8 protein-coding genes and 1 pseudogene are annotated in these 12,025 nt (G+C 75.3%); 3 read left to right on the top strand and 6 right to left on the bottom strand.

Going from position 1 to position 12,025, the window contains the following annotated elements:
• From QWJ41_RS18660 to QWJ41_RS18645, 4 genes are read right to left on the bottom strand one after another with little or no spacing between them, the layout of a single operon-like run.
• Window positions 1–810, bottom strand: coding sequence for a glycosyltransferase family 2 protein (locus QWJ41_RS18660; RefSeq protein ID WP_302709988.1), 810 nt, complete (start codon window positions 808–810; stop codon window positions 1–3).
• Window positions 807–1,835 carry a glycosyltransferase gene (locus tag QWJ41_RS18655; RefSeq protein WP_302709987.1) on the bottom strand — a complete coding sequence of 343 codons (1,029 nt, stop codon included), beginning with the start codon at window positions 1,833–1,835 and terminating at the stop codon, window positions 807–809. Before QWJ41_RS18655 ends, QWJ41_RS18660 begins: the two co-directional genes overlap by 4 nt.
• Window positions 1,832–2,923, bottom strand: coding sequence for a glycosyltransferase (locus QWJ41_RS18650; RefSeq protein WP_302709986.1), 1,092 nt, complete (start codon window positions 2,921–2,923; stop codon window positions 1,832–1,834). Before QWJ41_RS18650 ends, QWJ41_RS18655 begins: the two co-directional genes overlap by 4 nt.
• Complete coding sequence (locus QWJ41_RS18645) at window positions 2,920–4,056, bottom strand: glycosyltransferase family protein (RefSeq protein ID WP_302709984.1); 1,137 nt, start codon at window positions 4,054–4,056, stop codon at window positions 2,920–2,922. Before QWJ41_RS18645 ends, QWJ41_RS18650 begins: the two co-directional genes overlap by 4 nt.
• A gap of 158 nt (window positions 4,057–4,214) precedes the next feature.
• Here QWJ41_RS18645 and QWJ41_RS18640 point away from each other — a divergent pair, with 158 nt between their 5' ends.
• From QWJ41_RS18640 to QWJ41_RS18630, 3 genes are all read left to right on the top strand, one after another.
• A complete protein-coding gene (locus QWJ41_RS18640) occupies window positions 4,215–5,084 on the top strand; it encodes a pyruvate, water dikinase regulatory protein (RefSeq protein ID WP_302709983.1) in 870 nt (289 codons plus the stop codon).
• Window positions 5,081–7,549 (top strand): phosphoenolpyruvate synthase, encoded by a 2,469-nt coding sequence (gene ppsA / locus QWJ41_RS18635; RefSeq protein ID WP_302709982.1) that lies wholly within the window; start codon window positions 5,081–5,083, stop codon window positions 7,547–7,549. Before QWJ41_RS18640 ends, ppsA begins: the two co-directional genes overlap by 4 nt.
• Window positions 7,550–7,618: 69 nt before the next feature.
• Window positions 7,619–10,240, top strand: coding sequence for an AMP-binding protein (locus tag QWJ41_RS18630; protein ID WP_302709981.1), 2,622 nt, complete (start codon window positions 7,619–7,621; stop codon window positions 10,238–10,240).
• A 291-nt stretch (window positions 10,241–10,531) separates the two neighbouring features.
• On the opposite strand, the gene QWJ41_RS18625 is transcribed toward QWJ41_RS18630, so the two are convergent.
• Both QWJ41_RS18625 and QWJ41_RS18620 read right to left on the bottom strand, forming a co-directional pair.
• Window positions 10,532–11,656 (bottom strand): ABC transporter ATP-binding protein, encoded by a 1,125-nt coding sequence (locus QWJ41_RS18625; RefSeq protein WP_302709980.1) that lies wholly within the window; start codon window positions 11,654–11,656, stop codon window positions 10,532–10,534.
• Window positions 11,653–12,025 (bottom strand): annotated as a pseudogene (locus QWJ41_RS18620) (hypothetical protein); the annotation flags it as partial. The pseudogene QWJ41_RS18620 and the gene QWJ41_RS18625, both read right to left, overlap by 4 nt.

Here is a 12,025-nt window from a genome sequence, read left to right as displayed (position 1 = left end):
TCAGGCTCGCGCCCACCCGTCGCCCGCGCGGACGACCAGCCCCTCGGCCTCGAAGGCCTCCAGCCAGCCCGTCATCGGCCACCAGCCCCACCGGCGGCGGAAGAGTGCCCCGTTGCGCAGCACGTCGTCGACGTGCTGGCGCGGCGGGTCCTGCGTCGGGTGGTGCTGGTGGAAGCCGCGGGCCGAGCCCACCCAGCCCAGCCGCACGCCGCGGGCCACCGCGAGCCGGGCGAAGTCGGTGTCCTCTCCGCCGTAGCCGACGTAGTCCTCGCAGAACCCGCCGATCCGCTCCCAGGTCGCCGCCGAGGTGGCGAAGGACAGCGACCAGAACAGGTCGGGGGAGGCGTCGTGCTCCAGCTCGCCCGGCGCGGGTGCGGGCCGGGCCGGGTGCGGGTCGTCGAGCCGTTCCAGCGCCCCGAGGTCGTAGCCTGCCGCCGGCGCCGGCGGCAGGTAGGTGACCGGCCCCGACCACAGCCCGGCCGGATCGCGAGCCACCACGTCGGCGTACGCCGCGACCAGGCCGGGCCCGGCCAGCAGGTCGACGTCGAGGAGCACCAGCGCCTCGGCGCCCAGCCGCACCGCCTCGGCCACCCCGGTGTTGCGGGCCCGGGCCAGCGGGAGCCCCCGCGGGTCGGCCGGCAGGTGCAGCACCCGCGTCTCGATCCCGGGCAGGTCGGGCACGGGCGGGTCGTCGTCCATGGCGACCACGACGGTCAGGTCGGGCAGCCGGTCGCCGAGCGCGAGCGACGCGCGCTGGATCGCCAGGTGCTCGTGGCGCCCGTGCGCGATCGTGACCACGGCGGTGCTCACCGGGCGACCTGCTGCACGACGTCGGCGAGACGCGCCGCGGCCTGCCCGTCGACCCAGCCCGCCCAGGCCGAGCCGTCGAGGGCCCCCGCCTCCTCGAGCACGTCGGGCCAGCGCGCGTCGGCCAGCGACGGCACGACCACTGCGGGCCACGGGCCCGCGGCGAGCACCCGACCGGTGCACCGCTGCTCGTCGTGGGGCCGCTCGGCCGGGACCACCACGGCCGGGCGACGCAGGGCGGCCACCTCAGCGAGGGCGTTCTGGCCCGCGTGGGTCAGCACCACGTCGGCATCGCGGATCGCCTCACGGGGGTCGGCGACCCAGGAGCCGCCGGTGCCGCCCAGCACCTGCCAGTCCCACGAGCCGGCCGAGGCCGTCGCCGCCTCCAGCTCCGCCTCGGCCCAGGCGTCGCCGCCGCGGCCGCCGAGCACCAGCACCCGGGGCGGGCCGGGGCGCCGCAGCGCGGGGGGCGCCTCGACCTCGAAGCGGGACAGCCCGCCCAGGGCGCGCACCCGGCCCGCCACCTCGGGAGCGACCCCCAGCAGCGTCGCGGTCACCTCGGCCGGCCAGAGCCCGACGAGCTCGTCGGAGACGTCGTGGCCCAGCCGGTGGGCCGCGTCGTCGCGGACCCCGGGCAGCACCACCGAGACCACCGGCACGCCGTGCACCCGCACCAGCAGGGCCACCTCGACCGACACGTCGACGACGACCGCGGCGGGGCGGGCGCGCGCCAGCCAGGCCGCGACGGTGGCGTGCCGCTCCAGCAGGCCGGGGTGGTGCCGCGGCACCCAGTGCAACCGTCCACCCGCCCGCGGGTCGGCGGTGCCGGGGTCTGGCCGGCCGGGCCCGACGGTGTCGTCACGGGGCAGGTCGACCCACTCGCCGGCCCAGTCGTCCGGACGGGGCAGCGAGGACAGGCCGGTCACCGCGACGCCCCGCCCGCCCAGCTCGCGGGCCAGCGCCCCCGCGCGGTGCAGGTGGCCGCTGCCGTGGTGGTGCACGTAGCAGCCGACGCCTCCCGCGCTCATGCGGCGGGGCGCCGGGTCGCCGCCAGGGAGAGGTAGAGCGCCTCGTACTCGTCGACCATCCGTTGCAGCGAGCAGTCCCGCACCGCCGTGGCCCGCACCCGGTCGCGGGGCAGCGCCGCCGCGCGGGGCAGCGCGGCCGCCAGGGCGTCGACGTCGTCGGCGGGCACCACCACGCCGGCGGCGGGGGTGACCACCTCGGCGACCGCGCCGCGGTCGTAGGCCGCCACCGGCGTGCCGCAGGCCATCGCCTCGGCCGCGACCAGGCCGTAGGGCTCCTCCCAGCGGGGGGTGACCAGCGCGACCGACGCCGAGCCGACCACCTCGACCAGCTCGACGTGGGAGAGGTGGCCCAGGTGCTCGACGTCGCCGCCCAGCAGCGGGCGCACCATCGCGTCGTAGTACGCCGGGTCGCTGACCGGGCCGACCAGCCGCAGCGGCACCCCGGCCCGGCGGCAGGCCAGGATCGCGTCGTGCGGCGCCTTCTCGGGCGTCATCCGTCCCGACCAGAGCGCGGCGCCACCACCGGCGCCGGGACGCCAGCGCTCGGTGTCGACGCCGTTGCGCACCACCGAGGCCCGCACCCGGGGCGCCCACATCCGCCGGCAGGTCTCGGAGACCGCGACGGCCGGGGTGTCCGGGCTGAGGTGGAAGGCCGACTCCAGCCACGGCAGCGGCGGGGTGTGCAGCGTGGTCACCACCGGCACCGCGAGCGTGCGCGCCATCGCCACCGGCAGGTGGTGCAGGGAGTTGTTGTGCACCACGTCGACCTCGTCGCCACCCGCGCCGGCCAGGTCGAGCATCAGGGAGAGGTAAGCGTGGTGCTCGGTCATCCACCGGGCCGGGGGAGCGTTGACGTCGGCGCTGGCCGCGGCGCTGGGCCGGAACCGGTCGAGGGTCAGCTCGCGCGCCTGCAGCGCGGGGTCGGAGCCGGGAGCGGCGTACAGCGAGACCTGGTGCCCGCGGCGGCGCAGCTCGCGGGCCAGGTAGTGCGTCTGCGACTCCAGGCCGCCCGCGAACGGCTCGCGGATCGGGTGCTGCGAGGAGGCCACCAGGCACACGCGCAGCGGCCGGGCGGTCAGCGGGCTCACCCGGCCACCGTCCGGCCGACCGAGCGCGCCACGTCGGCGTAGACCCGCTCGTGCACCCGCGCCACCTCGCGCCGCTGGGAGCGGCGCTCGTCGATGCCGGCGCCCCAGCGCGGCCGCTCGGCGTGGGCGCGGCGCACCGCCGCGGCCAGCGAGTCGAGGTCGACGTGGTCCTCGTCGTGCTCGTAGGTCAGCACCGGACCCTGCTCGGCGAAGTAGCCGCAGGTGGGCGCGAGCACGGTGGTGCCCAGGTCGCGGCAGGCCTCCAGCCAGCCCGAGTGGGTGCCGAAGCGGTAGGGCAGCACCGACAGGTCGAGCGAGCCCAGGTAGGCCCACAGCTCCGGGTCGGGCAGGAAGTCGTGGACCCGCAGGTCGACCCGGCCGGCCTCGGCCGCGCGGCGCAGCCAGCCGCGCAGCTCGGCGTCCTCGCGGGCGCCGCCCTCCATCACGTCGCGGTGCGCGTTGACCTGCAGCACCGCGTCGGGCAGGTCGGCCACGGTCTCGGCGAGCGTGGGCAGCAGCCGCATCGGCGCCATCGAGGCGCGCAGGCTCTTGACGTGCAGCCCCACCCGGAAGGCGCCGGTACGCCGCCGCGCACGGCAGTCGGCCGCCACCGCCATCGTGCGCAGGTCGACGACGTGGGGGTGGGGCACCACGGTGGCCTCGCGGTCCCACCGGCGACGGATCTCCTCGGCCGCGCCGGGGGTCAGCGTCAGCAGCGCGTCGGCGCGCGGCACCAGCGCGTCGAGCTGCTCGTCGTGCAGGCGGCGGTCGGCGTGGTGGGGGTTGCGCAGGTCGTGCAGGGTCTGAACCAGGCCGCGGCCGGTCTCGTGGACGGCGTCGGCGAAGGAGACCAGGTCCTCGGGACGCAGCGCGTCGAAGCCGAAGTGCAGGTGCAGCAGGTCGAAGTCGTGGGCGCGGACCCACGCCGGGTCCAGCATCACCGGCGGCCACCACTGGCCCGGCTCGGGGTCGGCGACGCGGGGCGGCGGGTCGGGCAGGCGATGGGCCTGCGCGTCGCGCACGGGGCCCTCGGGCGCCAGGTGGCGCACGTAGACGTGGCCGCTGGGCACCGAGGCGATCGTCAGGGGTCGGGGGCCGGCCTGCGCGGAGGTCGGGGCCACGGAGATGCTCACGCTCGTTCTTTACCCGTCCCCGCCCGTTCGATCCTCCCTCCTACGGGTGACAGGCGACGACCACATCGCGGGGCGGTCCCCGGGCGGGACGACCAGGCGCTACCGTGCCGCACAGGACCGGCACCCGCAGGCACGGTCCCCCGGCGAGGAGGTGGATGGTGGACGACGACTCCGACCCGGTGGTGCCCGTCTTCTTCCTCTCCGACTCCACCGGCATCAGCGCGGAGACGATGGGCAACGCGCTGCTCATCCAGTTCCCCGACGCCAAGTTCGAGCGCACCACCATCCCCTTCATCTCCACCGTCGAGCACGCCCGCGAGGTCGTCGCGATGCTCGACGAGCAGATGGAGGGCGCCGTCACCCCGCTGGTCTTCACCACCGCGGCCGAGGACGGCGTGCGCGAGGAGCTCAATCGCACCCGGGCGCCGCTGATCGACTTCTTCGGCATGCACATGCAGCGCGTCGAGTCGATCCTGGGCCGCTCGGGGCGCCGCGAGGCCGCCCGGCTGCACGGCGTCGGCGACATCCAGCGCTACAACAGCCGGATGGCCGCGGTGGAGTTCACCATCGAGCACGACGACGGGCAGAGCCTGCGCGCGATGGACCGCGCCGACGTGATCCTGCTGGCGCCCTCGCGCTGCGGCAAGACGCCCACCAGCATGTACCTCGCCCTGCAGCACGGGCTCTTCGTGGCCAACTACCCCCTGGTCGACGAGGACCTCGAGCGCAGCGACCTGCCCGGCCCGGTGGCGGCGTACGCCGACCGGTGCTGGGGCATCACCACCAACGTCGACCGGCTCAGCCGGGTGCGCAACGAGCGCCGCCCCGGCTCGCGCTACGCCTCGCCCGAGCAGTGCCGGTGGGAGCTGCGCCGCGCCAAGCAGCTCTTCGAGGCCTTCCGCCTGCCCGTCGTCGACTCCTCGGCCAAGTCCGTCGAGGAGATCAGCGCGCTGATCCTGCAGAACCGCACCTCCCGAGCCAAGGCCGCCGAGCGCGTCCGCCGCACCCAGGAAGAGAACCCCGCATGACCGAGCAGACCCAGCCCGCCAGCACCGACGAGTCCGGCCGGCCCGGCCAGCCTGACGAGCACAGCAACGTCCGGTGGTTCTCCGACCTCGGCCTCGACGACATCGACCAGGTGGGCGGCAAGAACGCCTCGTTGGGCGAGATGGTCTCCCACCTGACCGACCTGGGGGTGCGGGTGCCCAACGGCTTCGCCACCACGGCCGAGGCCTTCCACCGCTTCATCGGCGACACCGGGCTGGCCCAGCGGATCTCCGGGCTGCTCGCCGACCTCGACACCGACGACGTACGCCGCCTGGCCGAGGTGGGCCGCGAGATCCGCGAGGCCGTCGTGGGCCAGTCGTTCCCCGAGGACCTCGAGGCCGACATCCGCTCCGCCTACGACGCGCTGGTCGAGGAGTCGACCAGCGAGGGAGCCGACGCCCCGTCGTTCGCGGTGCGCTCCTCGGCGACCGCCGAGGACCTGCCCGACGCCTCGTTCGCCGGGCAGCAGGAGACGTTCCTCAACGTGCGCGGCATCGACTCGGTGCTGCAGGCCGTGCGCGAGGTCTACGCCTCGCTCTACAACGACCGTGCCATCGCCTACCGGGTGCACCACGACTTCGCCCACGACGCCGTGGGCATCTCCGCCGGCGTGCAGCGCATGGTGCGCTCCGACATCGGCTCCTCGGGCGTGATGTTCACGATGGACACCGAGTCGGGCTTCACCGACGCCGTCTTCATCACCTCCGCCTTCGGCCTGGGCGAGGGCGTGGTCCAGGGCGCGGTCAACCCCGACGAGTTCTACGTCTACAAGCCCGCCCTGCGCGAGGGCCGCCCCGCGGTGCTCAAGCGCAGCGTCGGCGGCAAGGCCACCCAGATGGTCTACACGCAGGACACCGCGGTCGGGCGCACCACCGAGTTCGTCGACGTCGAGCCCTCGCGCAGCCGGCTGCTGAGCCTCGACGACGACGAGGTCACCGAGCTGGCCCGCCACGCGCTGACCATCGAGGAGCACTACGGGCGCCCGATGGACATCGAGTGGGGCAAGGACGGCGTCGACGGCCACCTCTACGTGCTGCAGGCGCGCCCCGAGACCGTGCAGTCGCGCCGCTCGGGCACGCTCGAGCGCTACGCCATGGACCCGTCGGTCTCGAAGGGCGCCGAGGTGCTGGTCGAGGGCCGCGCGATCGGGCAGCGCATCGGCGCCGGCGCGGTGCGCGTGCTCACCGACATCGACCAGATGCACGAGTTCACCCCCGGCGAGGTGCTGGTCGCCGACATGACCGACCCCGACTGGGAGCCGATCATGAAGCGCGCCTCGGCGATCGTGACCAACCGCGGCGGCCGCACCTGCCACGCCGCCATCATCGCCCGCGAGCTGGGCATCCCCGCCGTGGTCGGCACCGGCTCGGCCACCCGCGAGCTCACCGACGGGCGCGAGGTGACGGTCAGCTGCGCCGAGGGCGACACCGGGCTGGTCTACGAGGGGCTGCTCGACTTCGAGGTCGAGCGCACCGAGCTCGACTCGATGCCCGACCTCCCGGTCAAGATCATGATGAACGTCGGCACGCCCGAGCAGGCCTTCGCCTTCTCGCGCCTGCCCCACAAGGGCGTGGGCCTGGCCCGGCTCGAGTTCATCATCAACCGCCAGATCGGCATCCACCCGCGCGCGCTGCTCGAGCTGCAGGACGACGCCGAGGCGCTGCCGGGCGACCTGCGCGACGAGGTCGAGGAGATGATCGCGGCGTACCCCTCGCCGCGCGAGTTCTTCGTGCAGCGGGTGGCCGAGGGCGTCTCGACGATCGCCGCCGCCTTCGCCCCCGAGCCGGTGATCGTGCGGATGAGCGACTTCAAGTCCAACGAGTACGCCAACCTCGTCGGCGGCGAGCGCTACGAGCCCGACGAGGAGAACCCGATGATCGGCTACCGCGGTGCGTCGCGGTACCTCTCGGAGGACTTCGCCGAGTGCTTCGCCATGGAGTGCGAGGCGTTGCGCCACGTGCGCGAGGAGATGGGCCTGACCAACGTCTGGGTGATGATCCCCTTCGTGCGCACCCTCAAGGAGGCGCGCGGGGTCGTCGAGCTGCTCGGCCAGCACGGGCTGGTGCGCGGCGAGAACGGCCTCAAGGTCGTGATGATGTGCGAGGTGCCCTCCAACGCGGTGCTGGCCGAGCAGTTCCTCGAGCACTTCGACGGCTTCTCGATCGGCTCCAACGACATGACCCAGCTGACCCTGGGCCTCGACCGCGACTCGGGCCTGGTCGCCGACGGCTTCGACGAGCGCGACCCGGCGGTGCTCTACATGCTCGAGCTGGCCATCAAGGCCTGCAAGGCGCAGGGCAAGTACGTCGGCATCTGCGGCCAGGGCCCCTCCGACCACCCCGACCTCGCCCAGTGGCTGCTCGAGCAGGGCATCGAGTCGATGTCGCTGAACCCCGACACCGTCGTCGACACCTGGCTGCGCCTGGGTGGCGTCGGCTCCGACTGAAGCTCCCCGGGGTCCCGGCCGCTGGGACGACGACTCGTGCATAGGTGAGGCTTGCCTTACCATCGTGTCGTGAGTATCGCCCCCCACCTCCCGCACCGCTCCGGGACGCCCACGGCCCCCGCCCCGGGTGTCGGGTTCGCGCGCGACCTCGCGGGCTGGGGCGGGCGCCGCGCGCTGGTGCACGACGGCCGGGTGGTCTCGTACGCCGACCTGGCCGGGCTGGTCGCCGAGCGCGCCGAGCGCCTCGGCCCGGTCCGCCGCCTGGTGCTGCTCGAGATGGCCTCCGACGTCGACTCGGTCGCCACCTACCTGGCCGCGCTCGCGGGCGGGCACCCGGTGGTCGTCGTCGACGCGGCCCGGCCCGACGTGGTGGCCGCGACGCGGGCGGCGTACGACCCCGACGTGGTGGCGCGCGGCGACGCCCTCGACGAGCGGCGCCCCGGCACCGCCCACGACCTGCACCCCGACCTCGCCGCCCTGCTCTCGACCTCGGGAAGCACCGGCTCGCCGCGCCTGGTGCGCCTGAGCGCCGCGAACCTGCAGGCCAACGCCGAGTCGATCGCGGCCTACCTGCCGCTGCGCGAGGACGACCTGGCGGCGCTCAGCCTGCCGCTGCACTACTGCTACGGGCTCTCGGTGCTGCACACCCACCTGCTGCGCGGCGCCGGCGTGCTGCTCAGCGAGGCCTCGGTCGTCGACCCGTGCTTCTGGGCGGCGGCCCACGAGCACGGCGCCACCTCGCTGGCCGGGGTGCCGCACACCTTCGAGCTGCTCGAGCGGGTCGGGCTCGACGAGGTCGCCCCGGCGACCCTGCGCTACCTCACCCAGGCCGGGGGCGCGATGTCGCCGGCGCGGGTGCGGGCCTACGCCGAGCTCGGCCAGCGCCGCGGCTTCGACCTCTTCGTGATGTACGGCCAGACCGAGGCGACCGCCCGGATGGCCTACCTGCCGCCCGACCTGGCCGCCGCGCGGCCCACCGCGATCGGGGTGCCCGTGCCCGGCGGGCGGTTCGAGCTGGCCGAGGTCCCCGGGGCCCCGGAGGGCACCGGCGAGCTGGTCTACGAGGGCCCCAACGTGATGCTGGGCTACGCCGAGGGCCCGGGCGACCTGGGCCGTGGCCGCGACGTGCACCGCCTGCGCACCGGCGACCTGGCCCGCCGCGGCGACGACGGGCTGTGGGAGGTGGTGGGCCGCCTCTCGCGCATCGCCAAGGTGATGGGCCTGCGCATCGACCTCGACCGCGTCGAGCGTGCGCTGGTCGGCGACGGCGTGCGTGCCCTGGTCGCGAGCACCCCGCCCACCGACGGCGCCACCGAGCAGCTGGTCGTGGCCGTCGAGCCCCGGGCCGACGGCGGGGCCACCCGCCTGCTCGCCCGCGTATGCCGCCTGGTCACCGCCGCCACCGGGCTGCCGGCCGCGGCGGTGCAGGTGCACGCGGTGGCGCAGCTGCCCCGCCTGACCAACGGCAAGCCCGACCACCGCTCGGTGGCCGCGCTCGCCGCTCCCGCACCGACCGGCGCCGCGCCGCCGGCCCCGGCGCAGCCGGAGACCGTGCGCGACGTGCTCAGCGGGGTGCTGGGCCGCCCGGTCGGTGACGACGACACCTTCGCCGGCCTCGGCGGCGACTCCCTGACCTACGTCGAGACCTCGGTGCGCCTCGAGGAGGCCCTGGGCCACCTGCCGGCCGACTGGCACCTGCGCACCGTGGCCGACCTCGAGGGCGGTGCGGTGGCGCGGACCCGCCGCGGCCGGGCCGTCGAGACCAACGTGGTGCTGCGCGCGGTCGCGATCGTGGCCGTGGTCGGCACCCACGCCAACCTGCTCACCCTGCTCGGCGGCGCGCACCTGCTGCTCGCGCTCGCCGGCTTCAACCTGGCGCGCTTCGCCCTCGGCGACGTCGGGCGTCGCGAGCGGGTGCGCCGGCTGGTCGCCGGCGCGGTGCGGGTGGTGGTGCCGGCCGTGCTGTGGATCGGGGGCACCGCGCTGCTGCTGGGCGCCTACCCCTGGCAGACCGCGCTGCTGGTCAACGGCTTCCTGGGCCCGCCGGGATGGACCGAGCCCGCCTGGCACCACTGGTTCGTCGAGGCCCTGGTGCTGCTCGTGCTCGGGGTCGCCGCGCTGGTCGCCGTACCGGTGCTCGACCGCACCGAGCGGCGCTGGCCGTTCTGGTTCCCTGTCGCCCTGACCCTGATGGCGCTGCTGACCCGCTACGAGCTGGTGCCGCTGCCCGACGGCGACGTCATCCACCGCGCCCCGGTCGTGGCCTGGCTGCTCACCCTGGGCTGGGCGGTCGCCCGCGCCCGCAGCACCGGTCACCGGCTCGTGGTCTCGGCGCTCGCGGTGCTGACCGTGCCGGGCTTCTTCGCCGACGACGCCCGCAGCGCCGTCGTGGTCGCCGGGCTGCTGGTGCTGACCTGGTCGCGCCAGGTCCGGCTCCCGGCCGCCGCGGCCCGCCTGGCCGCCACCCTGGCCGGCGCGTCGCTCTACATCTACCTGACCCACTGGCAGGTCTACCCGCACCTCGAGGACGACTACCCCGCCCTCGCCACCCTGCTCAGCCTCGTGGTCGGCGTCCTCGCCTGGCGGGTCGCCACCCGCGCCGAGCGCCTGCTCCGCGGCACCCGCCGACCCGGCCGACCCGGCCCGAACTTCCCGCTGACCCGGCGCAAATCTCCCGCCCACCCGGCCTGAACTTCCCGCTGACCCGGCGCGAATCTCCCGCCCACCCGGCCTGAACTTCGCCCTGACCCGGCGCAAACCTCCTGCCGACCTCTTGCGGCGGTCTGGTCACCCGGTGGCGGAGCCGCCTCGGCGGTGCACCGGCCCGCAACCCCGACGTGCCTGGTCCCGCGGACGCGAGGTTCGGGCCGTCTCGACGTGAGATCCAGGCCGGCTCGACGCGAGGTTCGGGCCGGCTCGGCGTGAAGTTCGGGCCGGCTCGACGTGAAGTTCGGGCCGGGTCGGCGTGAAGTTCGGGCCGGGTCAGCGGCGGGCGGTGTCGGGCGGGGCGCTGAGCGCGTCGTCGCCGGCCAGCAGCACCGGGCGCGAGCCAGGCACGACCGAGACGGCCACGGGGGTGCCCGGCACGTGCTGCACGTCGTGCTGCTGCCACGACCGCACGGTGCTGCCCGAGGCCAGCCGCACGTGGTGCAGCACGAACGCGCCGTGGTACTCCACCCGCTCGACCACGTGGTGCGAGGCGCGGTCGACGCGCAGCGCGACCTCGTGGGGGCGCAGCATCACCTCGACGTCGAGGTCGGTGCGGCCCCAGCCCGGCACCGTCGACACGACGCCGATCTCGCAGGTCAGCAGCGCGTCGCGCACGTGGGCGGGCAGGAAGTCGGCCTCGCCCATGAACGAGGCCACGAAGCGGCCGCTGGGCGACTCGTAGACCTCGTGGGGGGTGCCCACCTGGCGTACGACGCCGTCCTTGAGCACAGCGAGCCGGTCGCCCATCGACAGCGCCTCGGTCTGGTCGTGGGTGACCACGAGCGCCGCGCTGCCGGTCTCGTGCAGCGCCTCGAGGGTCTGGGCGCGCACCTGGGTGCGCAGGTTGGCGTCGAGCGAGGAGAACGGCTCGTCGAGCAGCACCACGGTCGGTCGCGGTGCCAGCGCCCGGGCCAGGGCCACGCGCTGCTGCTCACCGCCGGAGAGCTCGTGCGGGTGCCGGTGGCCCAGGTGCGAGAGGCCGACGAGCTCGAGGACCTCCGCGACCCGGGCGGCACGCTGGGTGCGGGGCAGCTCGTCGAGGCCGAACGCGACGTTGCGGGCCACGTCGAGGTGCGGGAAGAGCGCGTGGTCCTGGAAGACCATGCCCACCCGTCGGCGCTCGGGGGGCACCCAGGTCGGACCGGCCACGACCTTGCCGCCGACGCGCACCTCGCCGCCGTCGGGCCGCTCGAGGCCGGCGGCCAGGCGCAGCAGCGTCGACTTGCCGCAGCCCGAGGGCCCGATCACGGTCACGACCTCGCCGGCGGTGACCGCGAGGTCGACGCCGCGGACCGCCGGGTGCGAGCCGTAGCTCTTGGTCGCGGCGACCAGCTCGAGCGCGGGTACGCCGTACCCGACGGTGGACCCGTCGGCGGGCGTGCTCCGGGTGCTGGTCATGGCTCCATCCTGCCTGGCCCCTCGGCACCGCCGCGGTCGAGGGTCAGCGTGGTGCTGACCTGGCCGGGCGCCGCGGGCAGCGACCCCGAGAGCGCCGCCGGGGCGGCCGTGCCGGTGGCGCCCGGGTCGGCCTCGGCGCGGGTGCCGGTGGCCCGGAAGGTCAGCACGACCGGGACCACGGCCACGGCGACGATGAGCAGCGCCGGCAGCGCGGCCCGCTCCCAGAAGTTCTCGGAGGCCAGCTCGTAGACCCACACCGACAGGGTCGTGAAGCCGAAGGGCCGCAGCATCAGCACCAGCGGCAGCTCCTTGACCGCGTCGATGAGCACCAGCGTCGCCGCCACCGCCACGCCGGGGCGGGCCAGCGGC

The sequence above is a fragment of the Nocardioides cremeus genome (genome assembly GCF_030518195.1).
Lineage (GTDB): Bacteria > Actinomycetota > Actinomycetes > Propionibacteriales > Nocardioidaceae > Nocardioides > Nocardioides cremeus.
Note: the sequence above shows the minus strand (reverse complement) of the source record. Positions and strands in the feature narration are given on the sequence as shown.